A 25,693-nucleotide genomic window follows, 5' to 3' on the forward strand; every position below is an offset into this window, starting at 1 on the left:
AACCCCCGTTTCATGGCCCAGCCGCCCCTGCTCCCCGCGCAGCCGTACGAGTTGAACCGCGCCGACGGCGACTACTCGGCGGTGGAGTTCGCCATCCGCCGGGGCCTGGCCGAGGAGCGCTGACCGGGCCCCGGACGGCGTGATCCGTTCCGGGGCGCGGGGAACTGCCCGACCCGCCACGGCGAGCCCGCGGCCGAGGTCGTGCAGTCCCCCGCATCCGTTCGGATCAGAGCGCCGGGTAGGCGTTCTTCATGAGCTCCTGGAACTGTGCCGAGAACCAGTGCCCCGACAGCGGGGCGTTCGGCATGGCACCGGACATGTTGTTGTTGTTCCGCGGGTTGCCGGTGTACGTCGGGTCGCACATCCGGTCGAAGCCCTTGCCCTCGTCGTTCGGGACGGCAGAGCTCGCACCGTCGGACTCGCCCGGAGGCTTGATCCACACGTAGGCGTCGATCCCGGCGGCCGGAGCGGCCTTGGGACGTTCACCGAGACCCGCCCCCGCCTGGTTGCACCAGTTGCCGACGTGGATGCGCCGGTCGATCCGGCCCCCCTCGACGTAGGTGTCCACGCTCGTCATGGCACCCGGACCGGTCGGCCGGGCCGATCCGCCCCAGCCGTTGCGGGAGGTGTCGATGAGCATGCCCACACCGGCGGGGAAGCCCTGGTTCACGGCCTCCTGCCGGAAGGCCTGGGCGTAGGAGAGCTCGTCGGTGTAGCGGTTCCAGTCGACCCACTTCGACTCGCGCACGGACTTGCCGCCCACGGAGTCGTTGATGGTGAAGTACTGCTCCTTCAGCGCGCTGTAGTTGGCGGTGTTGGTGATGAAGCCCTGCACGTCGTTGATCGTGGCGCCCTCGGCGGTGGCGGCCTGCTTGATCTGCTGGACGGTCGCGGAGAAGTTGTCGTCCCAGCCGAGCCAGCCGTGGTGGCCGGCGTCCACGTAGTTGTAGACGTTGGGCGCGTCACCGAGCTTGTTGAGCGCGTACCCGACGCCCTTGACGTAGTTGCCGTTGGCCTTCATCGTGTCGCAGTTCGCGGTGGCGGTGGCCCGCGGCGTGACGTTGGTGACGAGGTTGGGCAGCGAGTCGATCTCGACGGTGTTGACGATCCGCAGCCCGGCGTACTTGGGGTCGGCGAGGATCGCGGCGATCGGGTCGATGTACTGGGTCTTGTACTTGTCGATCTCCGTCGCACCCAGTTCGCCGTTGGAGGCGAGAGCGGAGCAGTCGCGTCCGGGCAGGTCGTAGATGACCAGCTGGACGACCAGCTCTCCCGAGCCCTTCTGCTTGAGCGCCTCGTCGAGATGGGCGCGCAGGCCCATCTTGCCGCCGGTGCCGTTGATCGCGGCGATCCGGTCCAGCCACACGCCGGTGGGCTGGTTGGCGATGCGGCTGCCGCCGGGTTCGGCGGCGGCGTTGGCGGACCACTCGGGGTTCACGTACACCTTGGCGCCCGCGTACGGGTTGTCGACCCGGGTGCCGGGCGTGCCGGGGTCGGTCGGGCCGGGGTCGGTCGGGCCCGGATCGGTGGGGCCACCGCCGTCGACGTTGCAGGTCACTCCGTCGAGGGTGAACGTGGCCGGTACGGCGTTGGAGCCGCTGTAGGAGCCCTGGAAGCCGAAGCTGGTCGAACCGCCGGTGGCGAGCGTGCCGTTGTAGCTCTCGTTGGCCGCGGTGACGGCCGTGCCGCTCTGGCTGATCTTGGCGTTCCAGCCGCTGGTGACCTTCTGGTTCCCGGCGTACGACCACTTCAGCGACCAACTGGTCTTGGCCGCGCTGTTGTTGGTGATCGTGACGGCGGCTGTGAATCCGGTGTCCCACTGGTTCTGCACCTTGTAGTCCACGGTGCAGGGGACGGCGGCGATGCCTGCGTCCCCGGGGGCCACGGCAAGCGCGGTCCCGGAGGCTCCGGCGACCAGCGCCAGGGCAGCGAGGAGCGCTGTTCTCGTACGACTCATGAGTGCGGGTTTCCTTCTCGTTCGCGGGTGTTGTCCGTCGAGCGGGTGCTGTGCGTCGAGCGGTGCTATCCGTTCAGGGCGCGCAGATGGTCACGCAGCCCGGTGCCGAACGCTGTGGGTGTGCCGTCGTAGCTGCTGATCAGGGACGGTCCGGAGGAGCAGTCCCAGGTGTTCCAGGTCCAGCCGAGATACGACAGGCCACGGCTGTCGAACCACTTCATGACCTGGTCGATGAAGCCGTGCGCGCAGGTGTTCTCGCCGATCTCCCCGGCCACCAGGGGCACTTGGGCGGCTACCGGGGCGAGTGTGGAGTTCCAGCAGCTCTCGTTGGCGCAGGTGTTGAAGTTGTACACGTGCCAGGCGGCGGCGAGGTTGCCCGCCGGGTCGGCCGGTCGGTACGTCAGCCACTGGCTGAGGTCGTTGCTGTAGGCGATCCCGCCGGCCAGGATCAGGTTGGTGGCGCCGGTGCCCCGGACGCTGTCGACGAGATCCTGCATACCGGCGACCTCGTACCCGATGCCCGGGCAGCTGCCGCCGTCCCGCCAGCACTGCCACGCCTGGGTGGTCGTGGAGGTGGCGCGGTCCGGGTAGGGCTCGTTGAACAGGTCGAAGACGACCGTGCGGTCACTCTTGAAGGTGTTGGCCACCGAAGCCCAGAAGGAGGGCGTGTACTGCATGTCGGGCATCGGTTTCTGGCAGCTCGCGTGCACGTCCGAGCAGCCGGCCGAGTTTCCGGTGTACTGCCCGTGGGTCCAGTGCAGTTCGACCACGGGTGTCATGCCGTGCGCCTTGATCTTGGCGACCAGGTCCTTGACGGCGCTGATGTAGTTCGTCCCGGCGTAGGCCGGGTCGATGTTGGACACGCCGAGCCAGCACTCCTCGTTGAGGGGAATGCGGACCGTGTTGGCCTTCCAGTCGGCGATCGCCTTGACGGAGGCGTCGTCGACCGGGCCGTCGAAGATGCCACGACCCTGGACGCACATGAACTCACCGCCGGACCGGTTCACCCCCAGCAGCCGGCGGGTCGCGCCGGCGGAGTCCACGAGCTTGTTGCCCGAGGCCCGGAGCACGGGGGGTGTCTCCTGGGCCGGGTCGGTGGGCTCCGGGGTGGGTGAGGGCTCGGCAGCCGTGGTGCAGCTGGTGCCGTTGAGCTTGAACGAGGTCGGTACCGTGTTGCTCCCGGACCGGGACGCGATGAATCCGGCGCTGACGCTCGCTCCGGTGGCCAGGGAGCCGTTGTAGCTCTCGTTGGCCGCGGTGACCGTCGTGCCGGACTGGGACCACTTGGCGTTCCAGCCCTGGGTGACTTTCCGGCCGTCGGCGAAGTCGAACGTGAGACTCCAACTGCTCACGGCGGCCGTGTTGTTGGTGACGCGTACGGAGCCCTGGAAGCCGCCGTCCCACTGACTGGTGACGGTGTACTCCACCGAGCAGGCAGGGGCGGCGCCGGACGCCGTGACCACCGGAACCGTCACGGACCCGACGAGGGCGACCGCGCCGGCAACGGCTAAGAGAACTGAACGCGGGGGGTGTCGCATGAGCGACTCCTTGCAGATCAGCGCGCCGTTACGGACGCGTCGACTGATGGAACCGCTCCCACTGGTGTGAAGGAAGGTAGCGCCAAGTGACGGCAAAGAACAGGGGGGTTACTGGTCTTTTCCGGAACCCGTCCATCGAATCATTTCGACTCTTCAAGCACCTTGACCCCTTGAACGCACGTCTTCACTATGGGAGCGCTCCCACTGGTTCAAGCCTTGAGTTCTCCGAGCCGCACAAGGAGGAACCAGCAATGCCCCCCACCAGGAGACGCCGGACAGTCCGGCGATTGTGGACCGCTGTCGTGGCGGCCATGGCACTGCCGTTCGCAATGCTGAGTGCGGCTTCAACTCCCGCACAAGCGGCGGCAGTTCAGTGCAGTGTCGATTACAAGACCAACGACTGGGGCTCCGGCTTCACCGCGGATCTGACGATCACGAACCGCGGCACGGACACCATCGACGGCTGGACCCTGACCTACGGCTACAGCGGCAACCAGAAGCTGAGCAACGGCTGGAACGGCACCTGGACCCAGTCCGGCCAGAACATCAGCGTCAAGAACGCCACCTACAACGCCACCATCGCCGCGGGCGCCGCCGTCACCACCGGCGCGCAGTTCACCTACAGCGGCACCAACACCGCCCCCACCAACTTCGCCGTCAACGGGGTCAGTTGCACGGGTGCGCATCAGCCGCCGATCACGGTGCTGACCAGTCCGGCCGCGGGCGCGGTCTACACCCAGGGCACGGCGGTGCCGCTGGCGGCGACGGCCGCGGCCGCGGACAACGCCACGATCAGCAAGGTGGAGTTCTACGACAACACCACCCTGCTGGGCACCGACACCACGGCGCCGTACGCGCTGTCGGCCTCAAGTTTGACCGTGGGCAGTCATTCGCTGCTGGCGAAGGCCTACGACAGCCTGGGCGCCTCGGCCGAGTCCACCCCGGTCGGCATCACGGTGGCCTCCGGCCCCGCGGTGGTGGCGTCGGCCACGCAGCTGGCCGTGCAGCAGGGCAAGACCGGCACGTACACGGTGAAGCTGTCCACGCAGCCCTCCGCGAACGTGACGGTCACGACCGCCCGCACCGGCGGCAACAGCGCCCTGTCGGTGACCGGCGGTGCCTCGCTGACCTTCACCCCGTCGAACTGGAACACCGCGCAGACGGTGACCATCACCGCGGGCGCCTCCGGGACCGGCGCGGCGACCTTCGAGTCCACCGCCACCGGGCACGCGAAGGCCTCGGTGACGGTCACGCAGATCGCGGCGACGGGCACGTACAACGCCCGTTTCCTGGACCTGTACGGGAAGATCACCAACCCGGCGAACGGCTACTTCTCCCCCGAGGGCATCCCCTACCACTCGGTGGAGACCCTCATCGTCGAGGCCCCCGACCACGGCCACGAGACCACCTCGGAGGCCTACAGCTACCTGCTGTGGCTGCAGGCCATGTACGGCAAGGTCACCGGTGACTGGTCCAAGTTCAACGGCGCCTGGGACATCATGGAGAAGTACATGATCCCCACCCACGCCGACCAGCCCACCAACTCCTTCTACAACGCCTCCAAGCCGGCCACCTACGCGCCCGAGCTGGACACTCCCGACGAGTACCCCGCCAAGCTGGACTCCTCGGTGTCGGTGGGTTCGGACCCGCTCGCCAGTGAGCTGAAGAGCGCCTACGGCACCGACGACATCTACGGCATGCACTGGCTCCAGGACGTCGACAACGTCTACGGCTACGGCAACTCCCCGGGCAAGTGCGAGGCGGGACCGGCGGACACCGGACCGTCGTACATCAACACCTTCCAGCGCGGTGCGCAGGAGTCGGTGTGGGAGACGGTGCCGCAGCCGACCTGCGACGCCTTCAAGTACGGCGGCAAGAACGGCTATCTGGACCTGTTCACCGGCGACTCCTCCTACGCCAAGCAGTGGAAGTTCACCAACGCCCCCGACGCCGACGCGCGCGCCGTGCAGGCCGCGTACTGGGCCGACAAGTGGGCCACCGAACAGGGCAAGGGCTCCGACGTCTCGGCGACCGTGGGCAAGGCCGCCAAGATGGGCGACTACCTGCGCTACGCGATGTACGACAAGTACTTCAAGAAGATCGGCAACTGTGTCGGCCCGTCCACCTGCGCGGCCGGCAGCGGCAAGAACTCCTCGATGTACCTGCTGTCCTGGTACTACGCCTGGGGCGGCGCCACCGACACCTCCGCCGGCTGGGCGTGGCGCATCGGCTCCAGCCACGCCCACGGCGGCTACCAGAACCCCATGGCCGCCTACGCCCTGAGCTCCACCGCCGACCTCAAGCCCAAGTCCGCCACCGGTGCGGCCGACTGGAACACCTCCCTGACCCGGCAGCTGGAGTTCTACCGCTGGCTGCAGTCCGACGAGGGCGCCATAGCGGGCGGTGCGACCAACAGCTGGGCGGGCCGTTACGCGCCTCCCCCGGCCGGCAAGTCCACCTTCTACGGCATGTACTACGACGAGCAGCCCGTCTACCACGACCCGCCGTCCAACCAGTGGTTCGGCTTCCAGGCCTGGTCGATGGAACGCGTCGCCGAGTACTACCAGCAGACGGGAAACGCGCAGGCCAAGGCGGTCCTCGACAAGTGGGTCAAGTGGGCGCTGTCCAAGACCACCATCAACCCGGACGGCACCTACCAGATCCCCTCCACCCTCCAGTGGTCCGGCCAGCCCGACACCTGGAACGCGTCAAGTCCCGGCGCCAACAGCGGACTTCACGTCACCGTCGCCGACTACACCAACGACGTCGGCGTGGCCGCAGCGTACGCCAAGACCCTGAGCTACTACGCGGCCAAGTCGGGCGACACGGCGGCGAAGACGACGGCGAAGGCCCTGCTCGACGGCATGTGGACCAACTACCAGGACAGCCTCGGCATCGCGGTGCCGGAGAACCGGGCGGACTACAACCGGTTCGACGACTCGGTGTACGTGCCGAGCGGCTGGACCGGCACCATGCCGAACGGCGACGCCATCAACTCCTCGTCGACCTTCGAGTCCATCCGGTCCTTCTACAAGAACGACCCGGCCTGGTCGAAGATCCAGGCGTATCTCGCGGGCGGCGCGGTGCCGTCGTTCACGTATCACCGGTTCTGGGCCCAGGCGGACATCGCCCTGGCCATGGGTTCGTACGCGGAGCTTCTCGAATAGCCCCCGCCGGGCGCTCCGCGGGGTGCGCCGTGTTCTGACCGCGGGTCCGTTGTGGCCGACCGCGCCCGCGCGGCGGTGCCGCAAAGGAACGCAGCCCCACGCCCCTGAAGGGGCGACACAGAGCACGGCGCTTCCCCGGAACCGCCTGAAAAGGCTCCGGGTACGAGGCTCCGCCACCTGACGGCGGGGCCGACCAGCCGGGCGGCCCCCTCCCGCACTGGGGGTCGCCCGGCGCCTCTCGCACCGTACGGAAAGCGCTTACCCCCCACGCCTCCCCCTTTCCGGAAAGGACTCCCCGTGCGAAGAACCCGCATCCTCACGGCCGTGCTCGCGCTCGCGGCCGGGCTGCTCGCCGGCACCCCGCCCGCACTGGCGGCCCACAGCACCGCGAAGGTCTCGCTCGCCGCCGACACGTACACCTGGAAGAACGCCCGGATCGACGGCGGCGGATTCGTGCCGGGCATCGTCTTCAACCGCAAGGAGAAGAACCTCGCGTACGCCCGCACGGACATCGGCGGGGCCTATCGCTGGCAGGAGTCCTCGAAGACCTGGACGCCGCTGCTGGACTCGGTCGGCTGGGACGACTGGGGGCACACCGGCGTGGTCAGCCTGGCCTCCGACTCCGTGAACCCGGACAGGGTGTACGCGGCCGTGGGGACGTACACCAACAGCTGGGACCCCAAGAACGGCGCGGTCATGCGGTCCTCGAACCGGGGCGCCAGCTGGCAGCGGACCGACCTGCCCTTCAAGCTCGGCGGCAACATGCCGGGGCGGGGCATGGGCGAGCGGCTCGCGGTCGACCCGAACAAGAACAGCGTGCTGTACCTCGGGGCGCCGAGCGGCAAGGGCCTGTGGCGGTCCACGGACTCGGGCGTGAGCTGGTCGCAGGTGGCGAACTTCCCCAACGTCGGCAACTACCAGCAGGATCCGGGCGACACCAGCGGCTACGCCAGTGACAACCAGGGCATCGTGTGGGTCACCTTCGACGAGCGGACCGGCACGTCCGGGAGCGCGACGCAGACGCTCTACGTCGGTGTCGCGGACCTCCAGAATTCGGTGTACCGGTCGACGGACGGCGGCGCCACCTGGAGCCGGCTCGCCGGGCAGCCGACGGGATACCTGGCGCACAAGGGCGTCCTGGACGCGGCGAACGGCTATCTGTACCTCTCCTACAGCGACAAGGGCGGGCCGTACGACGGCGGCAAGGGCCAGTTGTGGCGGTACGCGACGGCGACCGGCACCTGGACGAACATCAGCCCGGTCGCGGAGGCGGACACCTACTACGGCTTCAGCGGCCTCACGGTGGACCGGCAGAAACCCGGCACGGTCATGGCCACCGCCTACAGCTCCTGGTGGCCGGACACGCAGATCTTCCGCTCCACGGACAGCGGGGCGACCTGGACGAAGGCGTGGGACTACACGTCGTACCCCAACCGCGCGAACCGCTACACCATGGACGTGTCGTCGTCCCCCTGGCTGACGTGGGGCGCGAACCCGTCGCCGCCCGAGCAGGCGCCCAAACTCGGCTGGATGACCGAGTCGTTGGAGATCGACCCCTTCGACTCCGACCGCATGATGTACGGGACGGGGGCGACGGTCTACGGCACGGAGAACCTCACCAACTGGGACTCGGGCAGCCAGTTCACCATCAAGCCGATGGTGCAGGGCCTGGAGGAGACCGCGGTCAACGACCTGGCCTCGCCGCCCTCGGGCGCCCCGCTGCTGAGCGCGCTCGGTGACGTGGGCGGCTTCCGGCACACGGACCTCACCAAGGTCCCCTCGATGATGTTCACCTCACCGAACTTCACCACGACCACGAGTCTGGACTTCGCCGAGACGAACCCGAACACGGTGGCACGGGTCGGCAACCTGGACTCCGGGCCGCACATCGCGTTCTCGACGGACAACGGGGCCAACTGGTTCGCGGGGAGCGACCCTTCGGGCGTCAGTGGTGGCGGGACGGTGGCCGCCGCCCCGGACGGCGGCCGGTTCGTGTGGAGCCCGGACGGGGCGGGCGTGCAGTACACGACGGGCTTCGGATCGTCCTGGTCGGCGTCGAGCGGCATTCCGGCCGGGGCGATCGTGGAGTCGGACCGGGTGGACACGAAGACCTTCTACGGCTTCAAGTCCGGGAAGTTCTACGTCAGTACGGACGGCGGGGCCACCTTCACGGCCTCCGCGGCGACCGGGCTGCCCGCCGGGGACAGTGTGCGCTTCAAGGCGGTGCCCGGGGTCAAGGGCGATGTCTGGCTGGCCGGCGGGGCGAGCGACGGGGCGTACGGGCTGTGGCACTCGACGAACGGGGGCACGAGCTGGACGAAGCTCTCGAACGTCGACCAGGCCGACGCCATCGGCTTCGGCAAGGCGGCGACGGGGGCCTCGTACCAGACGCTCTACACCAGCGCGAAGATCGGCGGTGTCCGTGGCATCTTCCGCTCCACGGACAAGGGCGCGAGCTGGACCCGTGTCAACGACGATGCCCACCAGTGGGGTTGGACGGGTGCGGCGATCACCGGTGACCCCCGGGTGTACGGCCGCGTGTACGTCTCGACCAACGGCCGGGGTGTGATCTACGGCGACACCTCCGACACGAGCGGCGGAGACGGAGGCGGCACCGATCCGACGGACCCGCCGGATCCCACTCCCACCGGCGCCTGTGCGGTCACCTACAAGATCACCAACCAGTGGTCGGGCGGCTTCCAGGCGGACGTCCAGCTGACGAACACGGGCTCAAGTGCCTGGTCCGGCTGGTCACTCGGCTGGACCTTCGCCAACGGCCAGAAGATCTCCCAGACCTGGAACGCCGAGACCAGCCAGACCGGCTCGGCGGTCACGGCGAGGAACGTCGGCTGGAACGCGGGCGTGGCGGCGGGTTCCTCGGTGAGCTTCGGATTCACCGGGAGCTGGTCGGGGACGAACACGAAACCGACCGCTTTCAAGGTGGGCGACCAGAACTGCGCGGTCGCCTGACCCCGACAAGGAAGGGCGCGTACCGCACGGGGGGTACGCGCCCTTCTGTCACCTCACGGGGTGTACACCGTCGGCCGAGGTGCCGTGGCCATGCCGTCGCCGATGAAGAAGCTCGGGTGCGGGGGCTGGTTGTAGGCCGTGTTCTGCCAGGCCAGGCCCGTGCGGTACATCGTGTCGTGGAGCAGGGTCGTGATCCTCGTCGTCGTCTCGTACGGCGTGGAGTAGACGCGCAGCGCCTTGTTGTCCGACGTCGGCCAGACGACCTCCTCGCGCCAGTCACCGAGGATGTCGCCGGACAGGGACGGGGTCGCCTTGGTGCCGTTGTTGGAGTGGACCGACGCTCCGGTCAGCAGACGGGTGTCCGACGAGGTGCCGTACTTGTCGATGTGGGTGCCGTCGAGGAGTTCACGGACCGGGTCGCCGTCCCACCAGGACAGGAAGTTCACCGAGGACGGCTCGCGGCCCTTCGTCGCACCGGCCTCGTCGCGGATCGAGGTGTCGGAGGCCGACCAGACCTCGGCACCGGCGTTGCCCGCCCAGATGTCGCCGGCCACGCCCCGGCCGTTGTCGCAGCAGGCGGCGAGCTTCCAGTTGACCGTGCCGTTCGCCGGGTTGATGTACAGCTCGGCCGGCTGTGAGGCCGACTCGGAGACCTTGAAGTACTCCAGGCCCGCGTGGGAAGGGTCGAGGTCGCCGAGGTGCTGGGCGTCGCCGTGGCCCGTCCTGGTGGTCCACAGCCCGTTGCCGTTGTCGTCGACCGCCATCGCCCCGTAGACGATCTCGTCCTTGCCGTCGTTGTCGACGTCCCCGACGGACAGGCTGTGCGAGCCCTGGCCGTCGTAGCCCTTGCCGCTGTTGGTCGAGGAGTTGGTGTCGAAGGTCCAGCGGCGGGTGAAGGCGCCGCCCCGCCAGTCCCAGGCGGCGATCACGGTACGGGTGTAGTAGCCGCGCGCCATGACGAGCGACGGGCGGGCGCCGTCCAGGTAGGCCGTGCCGGCGAGGAAGCGGTCCACCCGGTTGCCGTAGGAGTCGCCCCACGAGGACACCGTGCCGCGGGCCGGGACGTAGTCGACGCTCTGCATCGCCTTGCCGGTCCGGCCGTTGAACATCGTGAGGTACTCGGGGCCGGCGAGGACGTAGCCGCTGGAGTTGCGGTGGTCGGCCGACGCGCTGCCGATCACCGCGCCCGTGCCGTCGACCGTGCCGTCCGCCGTCTTCATGGCGATCTCGGCCGTGCCGTCGCCGTCGTAGTCGTACGCCTGGAACTGCGTGTAGTGCGCGCCGGAGCGGATGTTGCGGCCCAGGTCGATGCGCCACAGCCGGGTGCCGTCGAGCTTGATCCCGTCGAGGACCGTGTTGCCGGTGTAGCCGGACTGGGAGTTGTCCTTGGCGTTGGTCGGCTGCCACTTGAGGACGAAGTCCAGGGCGCCGTCGCCGTCGAGGTCGGCCACGGACGCGTCGTTGGCCTCGTAGGTGTAGGCGACGCCGTCGGGGGTCGTGCCGCCGGCCGGCGGGCTGAGGGGAACGTCCTTGTAGCCGGTGCGGAGTTGGACGGCGTGCACCGAGTCGGCCTGTTCGACTCCGCCGACGACCGCGCGGACGGTGTAGTCGGCCTCGGCGGGCGCGCCGGAGTGGAAGTAGTTGGTGGAGCCGGTGATCGGGGACGCGTTGACCTTGGTGCCGGCGCGGTAGACGTTGAAGGACACGTCGTTCGGGTCGGTGCCGAGCCAGCGCCAGCTGACCAGGTTGCCGCTGCTGGTGTGCACGCTGACGACGCCCCGGTCGAGCTTCTCGACCTGGCGGGCCGTGGCGGCCTCGGCGGAGCCGGGGTTCAGGACGGTGAGTGTCGCGGCCACGAGGGCCGTCGCGGCGGTCATCACCGGGAGGAGGATTCGGCGTCTGCGGTGGGGGTGCGGGTGCTGCATGGGGGTGAACCTCCGAAGCTGTGGGGGCGGACGGGTTCCAGCCCTCAGTCGCCGCTCGGGCACGCCGGGTTGCCGTATCTTCCGGCCAGTTCGGCGATCGTGCGCGCCATGCGTTCGCGCAGTTCCGGGGGTTCCAGCACCTCGACGCCGGTGCCCAGGCCCAGGAATTCGGCCTGCGCGTGTCCGAGGGACTCGACCGGGACCCGGGCGACGGTCCAGCCGTCGGGATCCACGCGGTCGGGGACCGCCCTCGGCAGCACGACGCCCGGTGCCGTCCGCACGACCGCCTCGTGCCGGTACAGCCGGTCATGGAAGTCGCGCTGGTAGGACGTCCAGTGGGCGGTCAGGTCGAAGCCCTCGGGGCGGGTGAACTCCTCGCCGGAGAAGGTGAGTTCGAGGATCTGGTCGACACGGTAGGTACGCGGGCCCGGTCCCGCGACCACGTACCAGCGCCCCGCCTTGAGCACCAGCCCGTACGGCTCCAACCGCCGCTCCACGTCGGTCGGTTCGGCCCAGCGCCGGTACACCACCCGCAGCACCCTGCTGTTCCACACCGCCTCCGCGACCTGGGGCAGGTACGGCGCCTCCTCGGCCCGCGCGTACCACCCGGGCGCATCGAGGTGGAACCGTCCGCTGATCCGGTCCGCGTGGGCCCGCAACTCGGCCGGCAGCGCGGCCCGCACCTTCAGCTGGGCGGCGGCCAGGACCGGGCCGAGGCCCAGTTCGGCGGCCGGCCCGGGGGCTCCGGCGAGGAAGAGGGCCTCCGCCTCGTCCCTGGTGAGCCCGGTCAGACGGGTGCGGTAGCCGTCGAGCAGACGGTAGCCGCCGGCGTGGCCCGCGTCGCCGTACAGCGGGACGCCGGCCGCGCCCAGCGCCTCGACGTCCCGGTACACCGTGCGCACGGACACCTCCAGCTCCTCGGCGAGCTGGGCGGCGGTCATCCGGCCCCGGGTCTGGAGCAGGAGGAGGATCGAGACGAGTCGGCCGGCCTTCACTGACACAGGATGTCAGCGGAGCGGCCTTAGCGTCCCCCACATGGCTTTCACCGAGAAGCTGCTGACCGTGCCGCCGCCGATCGAGGTCGCCGGCCGGCACATCAAGCGCTACCACGTCACCGACGACCCGGCCGGCATCGCGCCCGACGTCGAGAAGGCGGCGTACGAGATCCTCCCGGAGCTGCTGCCGGAGCCGGACGGCACCCCGCCCGCGACCTTCGTCGTACTGCACCGGGGCACGGACACCGACGCCTACCTCAACGCCTACAGCTGGGTGTGGGACAACGTGCTGCACTTCCGGGGGGCCGCCGCCGGCCAGCCGGCGCTCCACTGCCCGGACCTCGATCCCACGCACTTCGTCACGCCCGACCTGCCCTGGATCGGCTGCGTCTGGGAGCTGCCGCCGCTCCGGCACGAACGGGACGCCTGGGTACGGCATGTACTCGCACCCGAAGTCCCTTGCCTTGAGGCCTACTTGGCCGATTCCCTGCCCGAAGGAACCACCGGAGAGCGCTCATGAGCAGCCCGCACGACTTCGACTTCTTCCACGGCGACTGGCAGGTCCGCAACCGCCGCCTCGCCGACTTCCTCGACCCGGACAGCGCCTGGGAGGAGTTCCCCGGCACCAGCCGCTGCCGGCCGCTGTTCGACGGGGCCGCGAACATCGACGAGATCGACATGCCGCGTCTGGGAGCCAAGGGCGCGACCCTGCGGCTCTTCGACCGGGAGACCGGCCGGTGGGCGCTGCACTGGGCCGCGAGCCTCAGCGGGACGCTGTTCCCGCCGGTCGTGGGACGGTTCGAGGACGGTCGCGGCGAGTTCCACGGCGAGGACACCTACGACGGGAAGGACGTGCGGGTGCGGTTCGTGTGGGCGGACGTGTCCGCGAGCGCGGCCCACTGGGAGCAGGCCTTCTCCGTCGACGACGGGAGGACCTGGGTGACCAACTGGACCATGGACTTCAGTCGGCCTTCCGAAACGCCCGGACGCTGAACACCGGGTCGGGGCGCGGCAGTTCCTGGTCGGGCAGCTGCTCCAGACGGGCGGCGAACGCCTCCGTGCGCGGGTCGCCGGGCGGCAGCAGGGTGAACCAGCCGCGCCGCAGGTCGGCGGCGGTGCGCCGGGGGCTGCGGCCCTGCCCGCGGCCCGGGAAGCGGGCCCGGCCGGCCGGGTGCAGGAGGTGGGCGGCGGCGTACGACGCGACGAGCGGCGCCGCGTCGGGGGCCGGGCGGCGCGGGCGCGGGGCGAGGACCGCGTCGATGTCGCTGCCCACGTCGTGGGCGGCTGCCTTGTCGACGGTGGTGACCCACACCCCGCCCGGTCTCAGGACCCGAGCGCACTCGGCGACCACGGCCCGGACGTCCTCGGGCCGGTCGAGGAGGTGCAGCAGCCACACACTGGTGACGGCGTCGAACACCCCGTCCGGGAACGGCAGCGCACGGCTGTCGGCGAGGACCACCGCGCCGGGCAGCCGCAGGGCGGCCATACGGGCCATGCCGTACGTCAGGTCGACGCCGGTGACGCGGGTCGCGGGCCGGGCGGCGGCGAGCCTGCGGGTGACGATGCCGGTGCCGCAGGCCACGTCGAGCAGGCGCCGGGTGCCGGGCGGGACCATGCCGAGTACGGCGTCCGCGGCAGCGGCGGCCCTGGGCTCGCCGCCGCGGGTGGCGTCGTAGGCGTCGGCCTCCTTGTCGTAGTCGAGCACGGCCTCACTGGGCTCCGTGACCGGCGGCGAGCGCCGCCACGCGCCGGGCGAGCTCGAAGTCCTTCTCCGTGAGGGCGCCGCCCGCGCTGTGCGTGTGCACCGACAGCGCGACCGTGTTGTAACCGAGGGTGAGGTCGGAGTGGTGGTCGAGCTCCTCCTGGACCTGGGCGATGTGCACGACCATCGCGGTCGCGGCGAAGTGGGTGCCGAGGCGGTACGTGCGGCCGAGGCGGCCGTCGTCGACGGACCAGCCGGGCAGTTCCGCGAGCCGGTCCTCGATCTCCTTCTGCGACAGGGGTTCGACGGGCATGACCTCGCTCCTTCCTGGGGGTCGGGACGCCTTCAGCGTCCCACAGCTGTGCCGCCGCGGCCCTGGTCAGGAGGGTTCCCGGTGGTCGGCCGGGGACACCCGGGGCCGCGAGATCATCGGCGGGCACGGCGATCCCGGGACCCCCCGGACCCGCCGGGCGCACGCCTGCGGCCCGCTCGTCCGCCCGCTCCTCGACTACCGTCGGGCGTATGACCACCCTTGCCTCCGCCGCAGTCACCCCCTCCGGCCAGGGCGTCGGTCCGCTCCTGCGTGCCTGGCGGGAACAACGCCGGCTCAGCCAGCTGGAGCTGGCACTGCGCGCCGACTCCTCGGCCCGGCACGTCAGCTTCATCGAGACCGGCCGGGCAAGGCCCAGCGAGGAGATGGTGCTGCGCCTGGCCGAGCACCTGGAGGTGCCGGTGCGCGAGCGCAACGCGCTGCTGCTGGCGGCCGGTTACGCCCCGCGCTTCTCCGAGACCCCGCTCGACGCCCCGGCGCTCGACTCCGTGCGCGAGGGGATCGAGCGGCTGATCCAGGGCTACGAGCCCTACCCGGCCCTGGTGTTCGACGCCGCGTACCACGTCGTGGCCGCGAACCGGGGCATCATGATGCTCCTCGACGGCGTCCCGGAGTCCCTGCTGCGGCCCCCGCTCAACACCATGCGGCTCACCCTGCACCCCGAGGGCCTCGCCCCGCGCATCCGCAATCTGCGGGAGTGGCGCGGCCATCTGCTGGAGCAGATGCGGCGGCAGATCGCCCTGCACCGCTCGGAGTCGCTGCGGGCGCTGTACGAGGAGGTGGCGGCCTACCCGGTTCCGGAGACCGACGAAGGCCCCGAAGAGGCCGATCCCGTCCCGTACTTCGCGCTGCCGATGCGGATCGAGCACGCGGGGCGGACGCTGTCGTTCGTGTCGTCCACGGCCACCTTCAACACCCCCATGGACGTGACCGTGGCCGAGCTGGCCATCGAGACGTTCCTCCCCGCCGACCCGGCGACGGCCAAGTACCTCCACTCCCTGCCGCGCTGAAGGCGGCACGGGAGGTGAGGAAGGAAGTGGTCGTGACCGGTGAGACCGGCACCGGAACATGGCACACTGCACGCAAGCTTCGACGCGTAGGGGAGGCGTGGCGTGAGTGAGCGGCGACCTGCGCCGACCGTGGGCCAGGTGGTGCTCGGCAGACGGCTGCAGGAACTGCGGGAGGCGGCCGGCCTCAAGCGCGAGGAGGCCGCGCAGGTACTGCGGGTGGCCCCCGCCACGGTGCGGCGCATGGAAATGGCCGAGGTGGCCCTGAAGATCCCGTATGTCCAGGTGCTCCTGGAGACGTACGGGGTGCCGGAGGAGCAGGTCGAGGCCTTCGTCCAGCTGGCCGAGGAGGCCAACAGGCCGGGCTGGTGGCAGCGGTTCCACGATGTGCTGCCCGAGTGGTTCAGCCTGTACGTGAGCCTGGAGGGCGCCGCCGGGATCATCCGCTCCTACGAGCCGCACTTCGTGCCCGGTCTGCTGCAGACCGAGGACTACGCGCGTGCCGTCATGGAGGCCGGGACGATCGGGCAGGCGGGCCCGGAGGCGCTGGAGCGGCACGTGTCGCTGCGCATGGCCCGGCAGCGGCTGCTGGAGCGCCCGAACCCGCCCCATCTGTGGGCGATCATGGACGAGACGGTGCTGCGCCGCCCGGTCAGCATCCGCGCCGAGGTGATGCGCGAACAACTCGACAAACTGCTGGAGTTCGCCGAGCGCGACCGGGTCACGCTCCAGGTGTGCGAGTTCGAGGAGGGCCCGCACCCGGGGACGTACGCGCCCTTCTCGCTGTTCCGCTTCACCGAGCCGGAACTGCCCGACCTGGTCTTCACCGAGTACCTGACCGGTGCGCTGTATCTCGACTCCCGCCAGGAGGTCGCCACGCACCTGGAGGTCCTGGACCACATGTCGGCGCGGGCCGCGTCGGCCGAGCGCACGAAGAAGCTGCTGCGGGAGCGCCGCGAGGACTTCTGAGCACGGGCATCACGACACAGGGGAGACGACCGCGCATGACCGGATCCGACGCGCCCAGGATCGACACGAGCCGCCCGCACCCGGCGCGGGTGTACGACTGGTGGCTGGGCGGCAAGGACAACTACCCGGTGGACGAGGCGCTCGCACGCCGGATCCTGGAGGTGGACGGCACGGTGCTGCGCGGGGCGCGTGCCAACCGCCGCTTCATGACCAGGGCCGTGCGCACGGCGGCGGAGGCCGGGATTCGGCAGTTCCTGGACATCGGCACGGGCATCCCCACCGAGCCCAATCTGCACCAGGTCGCGCAGGGCGTCGCCCCCGAGGCCAAGGTGGTGTACGCGGACAACGACCCGATCGTGCTGCGGCACGCGCAGGCACTGCTGCACGGGTCCGCCGAGGGCGCCACGGACTACGTCGAGGCCGATGTCCGTGACCTCGACACCCTGCTGGCCCGGGCGCGCGAGTCCCTGGACTTCTCGCAGCCGGTCGCGCTGTCCCTGGTGGCGATCACCCACTACCTGGACGACGAGGTGTACGGGCTCGTCCAACGCTACGTCGACGCGCTCGCCGCGGGCAGTTACGTGATCCTCTCCCAGGTCACGCCCGATCTGAGCCCGGCGGCCATCGAGAAGGCGGCCGAGCAGTTCCGCCGCAGCGGCACCCCCTTCTTCCCCCGTTCGCTCGCCGAGTTCTCCCGCTTCTTCGACGGTCTGGAGCTGCTGGGGCCCGGGGTGATCCCGGTCTCGGGCTGGCGTCCGGCGCCCGAGGACGTGGCGGCCCAGGCGGAGGGCATCGTGCCGGTGTACGCGGGGGTCGCCCGCAAGGTCTGACCCGTACGGGTGCCGTGGACGGGTGCGCTCCCGCCCTGCGCCCTAGGTTCGAAGCGAGCCGCGGGCGAGCAGGCGACAGGACCCGGGGCGCGGACGGGGACCACGGACGACGCGGAGGAGGCCCGATGCCCTCGGACGCAGTGCTCTACCAGGCGGCGGCGCTCTGCCTGACGTATCCCGACGACGACTTCCGCGCGCGGCTGCCGTTGCTGCGGGAAGCGGCCCCGCAGCTGCGGGAGTTCGTCGACCACGCGGCGGTGACGCCCGCGCGGGAGCTGGCGGCGCACTACGTGCGGGTCTTCGGCTCCGGGGACCGCCACAGTCTGTACCTGGGCAGCTGGCAGGACGGCGACTCCCGTCGGCGCGGGACCTCCCTCGTGCGCTTCGAGGAGGTCTACCGCGCCGCCGGTCTCGAGTTCACCGGTGAGGAGCAGCCCGACTTCCTGCCGGCGGTGCTGGAGTGCGCGGCCCGTACCGGGGATCTCGGGCTGCTCACCGAGCACCGCGACGGCCTTCAGGACCTGCGCTCCCGGCTCACCGACTTCGGCACGCCCTACGCGACGGTCCTAGACGCCGTGTGCGCCACCCTGCCGGCCGCACCGGTGCGGGATCGCCCGTGACGGGCTCTCAGGCGGCCCCGCCCTTCTGGTCCTTCTCGTCGTCGACGATCTCCGCGTCCACGACGCCCTCCTCCTCGTGCGGCGGGGCGGACGGTTCGTCCTGTGGGGGCTGCTGCTGGGCCTGGGCGTACATCGCCTGACCCATCTTCTGGCTGACGGAGGCGAGCTTCTCGACGCCGCCCCGCAGGGTGTCGGCGTCGGCGTTCTCCTCCAGGAGCCGCTTCAGTTCGGCGACCGCCGACTCGACTTCGGTCCTGGTGTCGGCGGGGACCTTGTCGCCGTTCTCGCGGACGAACTTCTCGGTCTGGTAGACGAGCTGCTCGGCCTGGTTGCGGGTCTCGGCGGCCTCGCGGCGCTTGTGGTCCTCCTCGGCGTACTGCTCGGCCTCCCGCATCATGCGGTCGATGTCGTCCTTGGGGAGCGCCGATCCGCCCGTCACCGTCATCTTCTGTTCGCGCCCGGTCGCGAGGTCCTTCGCCGAGACGTGCATGATCCCGTTCGCGTCGATGTCGAAGGCCACCTCGATCTGGGGAACGCCGCGCGGGGCCGGCGGCAGCCCGGTGAGGTCGAAGACGCCCAGCTTCTTGTTGTAGGCGGCGATCTCGCGTTCGCCCTGGTAGACCTGGATGCCGACCGAGGGCTGGTTGTCGGTGGCCGTGGTGAAGATCTCCGAACGGCGGGTGGGGATCGTGGTGTTGCGTTCGATGAGCTTGGTCATGATGCCGCCCTTGGTCTCGATCCCCAGGGACAGCGGGGTCACGTCGAGCAGCAGCACGTCCTTCACGTCACCGCGGATGACACCCGCCTGGAGCGCCGCCCCGACCGCCACGACCTCGTCGGGGTTGACCCCCTTGTGCGGGTCCTTGCCGGTGAGCTCCTTGACCAGGTCGGTGACCGCGGGCATCCGCGTGGAGCCGCCGACGAGGATCACGTGGTCGACCGCGGAGAGCTTGATGCCCGCGTCCTTGACCGCCTGGTGGAAGGGCGTCTTGCAGCGGTCGAGCAGATCGGCGGTGAGCTCCTGGAACTGCGCGCGGGTCAGTTTCTCGTCCAGGTGCAGGGGGCCCTCGGCGGAGGCGGTGATGTAGGGCAGGTTGATCGTGGTCTCGGAGGACGAGGACAGCTCGATCTTCGCCTTCTCGGCGCCCTCGCGCAGCCGCTGCAACGCCATCTTGTCGTTGCCGAGGTCGACGCCGTACTGCCCCTTGAAGCGTTTGACCAGGTGTTCCACGATCCGGTGGTCCCAGTCGTCACCGCCGAGGTGGGTGTCGCCGTTGGTCGCCTTGACCTCGATGACCCCGTCCCCGATCTCCAGCAGGGACACGTCGAAGGTGCCGCCGCCGAGGTCGAAGACCAGGACCGTCTGCTCCTCGCCCCGGTCCAGGCCGTACGCCAGCGCGGCCGCCGTGGGCTCGTTGATGATCCTGAGGACCTTCAGACCGGCGATCTCCCCGGCCTCCTTGGTGGCCTGGCGCTGGGTGTCGTCGAAGTAGGCGGGCACCGTGATCACGGCGTCGGTGACGTCCTCGCCGAGGTAGGACTCGGCGTCCCGCTTTAGCTTCTGCAGGACCCTTGCGGACAGCTCCTGCGCCCGGAAGCGGGTGCCGTCGATGGCGCCCTGGTCCGGGAAGCGCCAGCTGCCGTCGCCCATGTGCCGCTTCACCGAGCGCGCGGTGCGCTCGACGTTGGTCACGGCCTGCCGCTTGGCGACCTCGCCCACCAGCACCTCGCCGTTCTTGGCGAAGGCCACGACCGACGGTGTGGTCCTGGCCCCCTCCGCGTTGGCGACCACCGTGGGTTCACCGCCCTCCAGCACGGCCACCACCGAGTTCGTGGTACCGAGATCGATCCCGACCGCACGTCCCATCGCCGTCCCCTTCCGCCAGGGATGTCCACCAGAGAGCCTTCCCACACTCCAGCACAAAACTTGAGTGCGCTCTTGTCAATGGTGCGGGTGGCCCTGCTCAGTGGGACGAGTACCCCGGTCGGCGCTCCTCGTACGGCCCTCGCGCAGCGCGACGGCCCGCCGCGGCCGGTCGGTGATCAGGACGTCGACGCGCGGATGGTCGAGGAAGGCCCGCATGAGGGTGTCGTCGTTGACCGTCCAGACCATGGTGAACAGATCGTGCCGGACCGCCTCGCGCAGCACGTTGGCCCGCGCCAGCCGCTGGTGCACGGCCACCCCGCTCGCGCCGCAGGCCCGCACCCGGCGCATCGGCAGGAGCTCGCTGAGCCGGACGCCGGCCAGCCGGGAGCGGGCGATCTCCGTGCCGTCGCGTCCCAGCGACAGGGCCGTGCGCACCCTCGGGAAGGCCCGCGCGATGGCCGCGACGGAGCGGTCCTCAAGCGTGGTGGCGACGAATCCGTCCGTCCCGAGCAGCGCGACCGCCCGGTCGACCAGCTCACGCTCGTAGCCGGTCTCCTTCAGGTCCAGGTGGCCCACCATCCGCCCCGCGATCAGGGACATGACGTCGTCGACGACCGGCACGGCGTATCCGGCGCGCTCCGTGAGCTCGGCGTAGGGGATCCCGGACAGCGGCGGCCCGTCCGGGCCCACCCGGGCGTCGTGGTGGACGACGAGGACCCCGTCGGCCGTGCGCCGGACGTCGAACTCCGCGTACTCCGCGCCGGACCGGACGGCGTCCTCGTAGGCCTCCCGGGTGGCTGCGGGGGCGCGCTCGGATCCGCCGCGGTGGGCGGAGACCGCGGGACGTCGGGTCATACGGCGGTCAGCCTCCGGACGGTGGTCGCTGGGCGGGGACCGGGGCGGCCGGGGTCAGCAGCGAGCCGGAGCGGCGGCCGGCCCGGATGATCCGCACGTACCCGATCATGGCGAGGACGAGGAAGGGGACCCAGGCCAGCAGGTACGCCGGAAGGTAGCGCGCGTCGAAGACGGAGCGGTGGGGGTTCACGGTCGTGGCGTTGACCCCGAAGAACGCGAGCAGCAGCGTCGGCGGCAGGGCGATCAGGGTGGCGACCGCGACCAGCACGGACACCGTGCGGTCCCGGCGGTCGTCGCGCTCGGAGAGCTCCGCGTCCAGGGCCGCCGAGCGGGCGCTGATCACCGAGGTCAGCCGCTCCACCATGCGGGCGGAGTTCTCCAGGCTGTCGCGGATGCCGAGCGCGTCCCGCAGGGAGGACTGGAAGGTCTCCATGACCGAGTCCGGGATCAGCAGGGCGTCGACGTACGCCTCCACGCCGAAGGCCAGGTCCAGCTGGAGCTCGTTGACCCCCGCGGACAGCCGGGAGATCAGCGAGCGGACCTCGTACGGCGAGCTCGCCGAGGCCCGTTCGTTGGCCCGCATGGCCGCGAAGGCGGCCAGCCGGGTGCGTTGCAGGACGGCGAGCGCGGAGACCATGCCGACGGCGACCAGGGTCAGGCCGTTCTCCACGTGCTCGGCCCAGCCCGCGTGGACGGAGACACCGCGGCCGTGCGCGGAGAGCGTGCTGCCGTGGCTGCTGAGGTGGGGCGGCTCCGCCGCGGTCGTCCGGCCGCGGTGCACGATCCCGGTCAGCACGACCGCCTGCCGGGCCGCGTCGGCGCCGAGCAGCTCCTCGCGCAGCTCTCCGCCGGGGAAGACGAGTTGGTGGACGTTCTGGCCGAAGGCAAGGGGTTCGCGCAGCGCGAGCCGGCCACTCAGCACATCGAGCAGGGGCCGGTCGCCGAGCGTGATCAGGTCCCGGTCGAAGCAGGTGTCGGCGAGCCACGCGGCGAGGGCGTCCGCAGCGGTCCGGCCGGCGAACTCGCAGTCGAGGACGAGGGTGATGTCACCGCGCGGGGTGGCGAGAACGGCCAACTCGGCCGAGGCCGGGGCGAGTCCGTGGTGACCGTGGGGCAGCCCCAGCTCCCCCGGGGTCACGTCCTCGACGAGCACCGGCACGGGAAGCACCGCCTGGCTGGACTTCAGGTGCAGGGCGAAGCGGCCGAAGTCGAAGCGGTCCACGAGGCTGCCCAGCGAGGGCCCCCGCGCGTCCAGGGCGCCGCTGAGGCTGAACAGCACCAGGACACGGGTGAGTCGGCGGGTTCCGGAGTCGAGTCCCGCCGCGCCGACCGCCGTTGTTCCCGAAATCATCGCGTCTCTTTCCACGCCCTGGACCTCCCGCCCGAGCCCGGCAGCGCGCGGGCCGCCCCGGACGGGCGGTCCGCGCGCCGTGCCGCCTACGGGTTCAGGCGAGCTTCGCGTCCAGCGTGATCGGCACGGACTTCAGGGCCTGGCTGACCGGGCAGTTGGCCTTGGCGTCGTCCGCGGCCGCGGCGAAACCGTCCTCGTCCAGGCCCGGCACGGTGCCCTCCACGGTGAGGTGGATGCCGGTGATGCCCTCACCCGGCTGGAAGGTGACGTCGGCCGAGGTGACGAGCTTGGTGGGCGGGGTGCCCGCGCCGTTCAGGGCGTGCGACAGCGCCATGGAGAAGCAGCTGGAGTGCGCGGCGGCGATCAGCTCCTCGGGGCTGGTCTTGCCGTTGGCGTCCTGGGAGCGCGAGGCCCACGTGACCGGCTGTGCCTCGATGGCACCGGAGGAGTCGAAGTTGACGACACCGCTCCCCTCGAGGAGGCTGCCTTCCCAGACGGTGTGTGCGGAGCGCGTGGTAGCCACGATCAGTCCTTTCGTGTGGTCCCGCGGACGGGGGTTGCGGGATCCATCCGATCACACTACGGCTCAGCTCACACGGAAGACCGGTCCCCGTGCGGTGAACGGCAGCCTGGCCCCCTGCGGGATCAGATAGGCGTGCTCGCGCCGGACCCGCAGCACATCGCACCAGCCGTCGGTGATCACCAGCACGGGCGCGCTCGCGGGGAAGTCGTCCGCGCGGTGCAGCAGGTCGATGCCGGGCTGCAGGACGGTTCCACCGCGGCCGTGCACCCGGACCCGCTCGGCGATCTCGGTGACGGGGAGATAGCCGGCGTCGTGCGGGGCCGCGTCGCAGAACACGACCCGGGCGGCGGGTACGTCACGGGCCTCGGCGTACGAGGCGATCGCGCCGAGGGCCTTGCCGAGCAGGGTGCGGCTCATCGAGCCGGAGGTGTCCAGGACCACGCCGAAGGTGCAGCGGGCGATCTCCTCGGGCGGGAAGTACCGGCCGGCGCGCGGGATGTCGGGGGTGGAGGACTGACGGCGCGCGGGCCGGGCGTAGGACCGCACGGGCTGCGGGCTGGGCACGAACTCGTCGAACCAGCGGGCGAGTTGCGCGTCCCAGGGCAGCGGCGGGTGGCTGAGGGCGCGGATCTCCTCGACCAGGCCGCCGGGCAGGAAGCCGCGCTCCTGTCGCTGGTGCAGGTCGAGGCCCTGGGCGAGGCCGCGGCGGTAGAACTCGTCGAGGTCGACGTAGTCGCGGGGCGAGCCGAGCGGACCGCCCAGGATGTCGCCGGCGCCCTTGCCGCGGAGGGTGGCCAGTCGGCGCATGCGGCGCAGGTCGCCGGCGATGCGGTCGTAGACCTCCTCGCCGGAGAGGCCGGCGAGTTCGGGGTCGTGCAGCAGGCCCTCGGGCATGGTGCCGATCCGCATCTCGTTCAGCCAGCCGTTGATGACGTAGTCGCAGGCGACGTTGAAGAGCAGGGGGTAGCGGGTGCCGCAGCGGTCGCCGTGGCGCAGGGCGGCGTGCAGCATCTCGTGGGCGAGGATGAACCGCCATTCCTCGTCGTCGAAGCGGCGCAGCGGGTTGATGTAGATCTCGGCGGCCTCGGTGTCGACGGCGGCGATCGCGATGCCGTGGGTGCGGGCGAGTTCGGCGTCGGCGACCAGGGTGATGCCGGCCGCGATGCCGCCGAGCAGCGGGTAGGAGGAGATGAACCAGCTCAGGGCGCTCTGCCAGGGTCGCTGCCGGGGCAGCTCGCCGTCGAGGGAGTCGCGGCGGCCGCCCGCCATGTCCATCGCCGCCGACACGGTCCGGGTCAGGGCCGTCGCGAACGCCAGCTGCCAGTCGGGCGGCGCCGACCAGCCCGCCCACCCGAGCAGCAGCTGGTCGGGCTCCGGTCCCGCGGTGCCGCAGTGCTCGTAGACGGCGGGGATGCCGTCACGGCGCCAGCGGGCGGCGAGCTGCTCCTCGTCGCCGTCGGGGTAGGAGGCGGGCAGGTGCTCGGGGGTCTCACCGATGGTGAAGCCGAGCAGGAAGCGGTTGACGACGACGCAGCGGGCGGCCAGGTCGAAGCGGTCGGGCTGGGTGCGTTTCCCCTTGAGCGCGGGGACGTGCCCGAAGCCGAGGTGGAGGACGGCGTGGGCGAGCGCCCAGGCCCAGGCGGCGGGTTCGGCGAGGCGCTGGGGGTGGACGTGCAGGTCTCCGTCGGAGTCGGCCACCACGAGACCGTCGCGGGGCGCGAGCCGGCAGTCCTCCCGACGGCAGACGTCGAACTCGACGGCCGCGAGGGCCGGGTTGGTCTTGAGCAGCCGCATCCCCTCGGCGAACGCCTCCCCGGCGAGGTCCCGCTTCTTCTTTTCGGGGCTGCGGCTCACCGCCGCGCCTCCACCAGTCGGGGCATGTCCCGGGCCGCCTCGACGAGGAACCAGGACGGCAGCACCGGGTTGCCGTCGGCGTCGGAGGCGATGACGGTCTGGGCCACCTCGACGGAGATCTCGGCGAGTTGCACCAGCAGCGACTTGGCGCGGTAGGCGGTCTGCCGGCCGTTGGCCGACATGTGCTCCTTGCTGACGGGGAGTTCCTTGACCAGGCGGCCGCGGAAGGATTCGGCGAGGTAGTAGAGCAGGTCGCGGTCCTCCAGGCGGTTGGGCCAGCGCGCGTCGCCCTTGATGATCGCCTCGATGCCGAACCGGCTGCGCACGATCTTGACGTAGCCGCAGAACGCGGTGGCGTGCCGGGGGGTGAGCGTGCCGTGCGCGAGCACCTTCAGGGTCTCCTCGTCCAGGTCCGGGCCGAAGGAGTGCAGCGCGTCGGAGAGCATGTGCCAGGAGCGCGGCGTGGAGAAGGGCTCCTCGGTCTTCGGCGGCTTGGACCACAGGTGGTCGGGCCGGTCGGTGAGGTGGTCGAGGATCCAGGGGTGGATGCCGTGCTCGCCGGCCCAGACCAGCCAGTCCTTCGCGGACGCCTCCAGATGGACGTGGGTGAGGCGGTTGACGAGGGCGGAGGCGATGGGCCGGGCGAGCGCGTTGTCGGTGGCCCGGTTCCCGGCGCCGATGACGATGGACCCCGCGGGGAGTTCGTAGTCCCCGATCCGGCGGTCCAGGATCAGCGAGTAGAACGCCTTCTGCACATCGGGGGTGGCCGCGTTCAGCTCGTCCAGGAACAGGCAGTACGGCTCGTCGCGGGCGATGGACTCGGGCGGGCAGAACACCGAGCGGCCGTTGCGGATCTGCGGTACCCCGATCAGGTCCTCGGGGGCGAGCTGCGTACCGATCAGGCTCACGCACTCCAGCCCCAGGGACGCGGCGAACTCCCTGACCAGGGAGGACTTGCCGATTCCGGGAGCCCCCCAGACGAACACCGGCCGGACGGTGGCGAGGCCGAGGAGAAGGTCGGGGATGCGGGAGGGCGAAACGGTGACGGCAGCCTGCAAAGCGGTGGCTCCAGGGGGTGTTCGAGTGCGGGGTGACTCGAACAGTGTGAGCGGGGCTCGGGGCAACCGCAGCTGATTTTCCGAGGCGCAAGCGCGTTTTCAGGGGTGCGGGGAACTGCGCGACCAGCCCCCCACCGGCCCGCGGACGAACAACTACGCGGCCTTCTCCTCGGC

Annotated in this window: 20 protein-coding genes and 1 pseudogene; 9 read left to right on the plus strand and 12 right to left on the minus strand. The window is 70.7% G+C overall.

Going from position 1 to position 25,693, the window contains the following annotated elements:
• Positions 1-123 (plus strand): annotated as a pseudogene (locus tag EHS43_RS47550) (phytanoyl-CoA dioxygenase); the annotation flags it as partial.
• 103 nt (positions 124-226) lie between these two features.
• Here the strand turns inward: EHS43_RS47550 and EHS43_RS09490 are convergent.
• The gene (locus EHS43_RS09490; protein WP_125190081.1) at positions 227-1,957 is read right to left on the minus strand and encodes a glycoside hydrolase family 6 protein; all 1,731 of its coding nucleotides are present in this window, start codon (positions 1,955-1,957) and stop codon (positions 227-229) included.
• A 65-nt stretch (positions 1,958-2,022) separates the two neighbouring features.
• Positions 2,023-3,495, minus strand: coding sequence for a cellulose binding domain-containing protein (locus EHS43_RS09495; RefSeq protein WP_185806181.1), 1,473 nt, complete (start codon positions 3,493-3,495; stop codon positions 2,023-2,025).
• 251 nt (positions 3,496-3,746) lie between these two features.
• Between EHS43_RS09495 and EHS43_RS09500 the strand changes: the two genes are divergently transcribed.
• The gene (locus tag EHS43_RS09500; protein ID WP_125190083.1) at positions 3,747-6,662 is read left to right on the plus strand and encodes a glycoside hydrolase family 48 protein; all 2,916 of its coding nucleotides are present in this window, start codon (positions 3,747-3,749) and stop codon (positions 6,660-6,662) included.
• A 297-nt stretch (positions 6,663-6,959) separates the two neighbouring features.
• Entirely contained in the window at positions 6,960-9,632 is a 2,673-nt protein-coding gene (locus EHS43_RS09505) for a cellulose binding domain-containing protein (protein WP_125190084.1), read from the plus strand.
• A 53-nt stretch (positions 9,633-9,685) separates the two neighbouring features.
• Here EHS43_RS09505 and EHS43_RS09510 read toward each other — a convergent pair whose 3' ends face one another.
• Both EHS43_RS09510 and EHS43_RS09515 read right to left on the minus strand, forming a co-directional pair.
• Positions 9,686-11,557, minus strand: a complete 1,872-nt coding sequence (locus tag EHS43_RS09510; protein ID WP_125190085.1) for a rhamnogalacturonan lyase — start codon at positions 11,555-11,557, stop codon at positions 9,686-9,688.
• Between the two features lie 44 nt (positions 11,558-11,601).
• Positions 11,602-12,552: a YafY family protein gene (locus EHS43_RS09515; RefSeq protein ID WP_125190086.1), complete on the minus strand. Its 951-nt coding sequence runs from the start codon at positions 12,550-12,552 to the stop codon at positions 11,602-11,604.
• A gap of 40 nt (positions 12,553-12,592) precedes the next feature.
• Between EHS43_RS09515 and EHS43_RS09520 the strand changes: the two genes are divergently transcribed.
• Both EHS43_RS09520 and EHS43_RS09525 read left to right on the plus strand, forming a co-directional pair.
• Positions 12,593-13,072: a hypothetical protein gene (locus EHS43_RS09520; RefSeq protein WP_125190087.1), complete on the plus strand. Its 480-nt coding sequence runs from the start codon at positions 12,593-12,595 to the stop codon at positions 13,070-13,072.
• A complete protein-coding gene (locus tag EHS43_RS09525) occupies positions 13,069-13,545 on the plus strand; it encodes a hypothetical protein (protein WP_125190088.1) in 477 nt (158 codons plus the stop codon). The genes EHS43_RS09520 and EHS43_RS09525 overlap by 4 nt, the downstream gene beginning before the upstream one ends.
• Here the strand turns inward: EHS43_RS09525 and EHS43_RS09530 are convergent.
• On the minus strand, positions 13,514-14,257 hold the full coding sequence (locus EHS43_RS09530) for a class I SAM-dependent methyltransferase (RefSeq protein WP_125190089.1): 744 nt from the start codon (positions 14,255-14,257) through the stop codon (positions 13,514-13,516). The genes EHS43_RS09525 and EHS43_RS09530 overlap by 32 nt on opposite strands.
• 4 nt (positions 14,258-14,261) lie before the next feature.
• Positions 14,262-14,567, minus strand: a complete 306-nt coding sequence (locus EHS43_RS09535) for a 4a-hydroxytetrahydrobiopterin dehydratase (RefSeq protein ID WP_125190090.1) — start codon at positions 14,565-14,567, stop codon at positions 14,262-14,264.
• 209 nt (positions 14,568-14,776) lie between these two features.
• On the opposite strand from EHS43_RS09535, the gene EHS43_RS09540 reads away from it, so the two are divergent.
• The 4 genes from EHS43_RS09540 to narJ all read left to right on the plus strand — a co-directional run bounded on the left by EHS43_RS09540 (position 14,777) and on the right by narJ (position 18,011).
• A complete protein-coding gene (locus tag EHS43_RS09540) occupies positions 14,777-15,595 on the plus strand; it encodes a helix-turn-helix domain-containing protein (RefSeq protein ID WP_125190091.1) in 819 nt (272 codons plus the stop codon).
• 102 nt (positions 15,596-15,697) lie between these two features.
• Positions 15,698-16,561 (plus strand): helix-turn-helix transcriptional regulator, encoded by an 864-nt coding sequence (locus EHS43_RS09545; protein WP_125190092.1) that lies wholly within the window; start codon positions 15,698-15,700, stop codon positions 16,559-16,561.
• A gap of 35 nt (positions 16,562-16,596) precedes the next feature.
• Entirely contained in the window at positions 16,597-17,391 is a 795-nt protein-coding gene (locus EHS43_RS09550) for an SAM-dependent methyltransferase (protein ID WP_125190093.1), read from the plus strand.
• Between the two features lie 125 nt (positions 17,392-17,516).
• A complete protein-coding gene (gene narJ / locus EHS43_RS09555) occupies positions 17,517-18,011 on the plus strand; it encodes a nitrate reductase molybdenum cofactor assembly chaperone (RefSeq protein WP_125190094.1) in 495 nt (164 codons plus the stop codon).
• A 7-nt stretch (positions 18,012-18,018) separates the two neighbouring features.
• Here narJ and dnaK read toward each other — a convergent pair whose 3' ends face one another.
• The 6 genes from dnaK to EHS43_RS09585 form a co-directional block, all read right to left on the minus strand.
• Entirely contained in the window at positions 18,019-19,878 is a 1,860-nt protein-coding gene (dnaK, locus tag EHS43_RS09560; RefSeq protein ID WP_125190095.1) for a molecular chaperone DnaK, read from the minus strand.
• Positions 19,879-19,953: 75 nt separating this feature from the next.
• Entirely contained in the window at positions 19,954-20,733 is a 780-nt protein-coding gene (locus EHS43_RS09565; protein WP_125190096.1) for a glycerophosphodiester phosphodiesterase family protein, read from the minus strand.
• A gap of 7 nt (positions 20,734-20,740) precedes the next feature.
• Positions 20,741-22,084, minus strand: a complete 1,344-nt coding sequence (locus EHS43_RS09570; RefSeq protein WP_125190097.1) for a hypothetical protein — start codon at positions 22,082-22,084, stop codon at positions 20,741-20,743.
• A 94-nt stretch (positions 22,085-22,178) separates the two neighbouring features.
• Positions 22,179-22,607: an OsmC family peroxiredoxin gene (locus EHS43_RS09575; RefSeq protein WP_125190098.1), complete on the minus strand. Its 429-nt coding sequence runs from the start codon at positions 22,605-22,607 to the stop codon at positions 22,179-22,181.
• A 63-nt stretch (positions 22,608-22,670) separates the two neighbouring features.
• Positions 22,671-24,401, minus strand: coding sequence for a hypothetical protein (locus EHS43_RS09580; RefSeq protein WP_260470454.1), 1,731 nt, complete (start codon positions 24,399-24,401; stop codon positions 22,671-22,673).
• A gap of 56 nt (positions 24,402-24,457) precedes the next feature.
• Positions 24,458-25,519, minus strand: coding sequence for an ATP-binding protein (locus tag EHS43_RS09585; protein ID WP_125190100.1), 1,062 nt, complete (start codon positions 25,517-25,519; stop codon positions 24,458-24,460).
• Between the last annotated feature and the right edge of the window lie 174 nt (positions 25,520-25,693).

The sequence above is a fragment of the Streptomyces sp. RP5T genome, assembly GCF_003933965.1.
In the GTDB taxonomy this organism is placed as follows: Bacteria; Actinomycetota; Actinomycetes; order Streptomycetales; family Streptomycetaceae; genus Streptomyces.

What these genes read in the sequence shown, in the direction of transcription:
- EHS43_RS09550 (WP_125190093.1), top strand. Translation starts at nt 16,597, where the DNA reads ATGACCGGATCCGACGCGCCCAGGATCGACACGAGCCGCCCGCACCCG.
- EHS43_RS09490 (WP_125190081.1), bottom strand. Translation starts at nt 1,957, where the DNA reads ATGAGTCGTACGAGAACAGCGCTCCTCGCTGCCCTGGCGCTGGTCGCC.
- EHS43_RS09495 (WP_185806181.1), bottom strand. Translation starts at nt 3,495, where the DNA reads ATGCGACACCCCCCGCGTTCAGTTCTCTTAGCCGTTGCCGGCGCGGTC.
- EHS43_RS09525 (WP_125190088.1), top strand. Translation starts at nt 13,069, where the DNA reads ATGAGCAGCCCGCACGACTTCGACTTCTTCCACGGCGACTGGCAGGTC.
- EHS43_RS09520 (WP_125190087.1), top strand. Translation starts at nt 12,593, where the DNA reads ATGGCTTTCACCGAGAAGCTGCTGACCGTGCCGCCGCCGATCGAGGTC.
- EHS43_RS09510 (WP_125190085.1), bottom strand. Translation starts at nt 11,557, where the DNA reads ATGCAGCACCCGCACCCCCACCGCAGACGCCGAATCCTCCTCCCGGTG.
- EHS43_RS09580 (WP_260470454.1), bottom strand. Translation starts at nt 24,401, where the DNA reads ATGCGGCTGCTCAAGACCAACCCGGCCCTCGCGGCCGTCGAGTTCGAC.
- EHS43_RS09535 (WP_125190090.1), bottom strand. Translation starts at nt 14,567, where the DNA reads ATGCCCGTCGAACCCCTGTCGCAGAAGGAGATCGAGGACCGGCTCGCG.
- EHS43_RS09540 (WP_125190091.1), top strand. Translation starts at nt 14,777, where the DNA reads ATGACCACCCTTGCCTCCGCCGCAGTCACCCCCTCCGGCCAGGGCGTC.
- dnaK (WP_125190095.1), bottom strand. Translation starts at nt 19,878, where the DNA reads ATGGGACGTGCGGTCGGGATCGATCTCGGTACCACGAACTCGGTGGTG.
- EHS43_RS09500 (WP_125190083.1), top strand. Translation starts at nt 3,747, where the DNA reads ATGCCCCCCACCAGGAGACGCCGGACAGTCCGGCGATTGTGGACCGCT.
- narJ (WP_125190094.1), top strand. Translation starts at nt 17,517, where the DNA reads ATGCCCTCGGACGCAGTGCTCTACCAGGCGGCGGCGCTCTGCCTGACG.
- EHS43_RS09565 (WP_125190096.1), bottom strand. Translation starts at nt 20,733, where the DNA reads ATGACCCGACGTCCCGCGGTCTCCGCCCACCGCGGCGGATCCGAGCGC.
- EHS43_RS09570 (WP_125190097.1), bottom strand. Translation starts at nt 22,084, where the DNA reads ATGATTTCGGGAACAACGGCGGTCGGCGCGGCGGGACTCGACTCCGGA.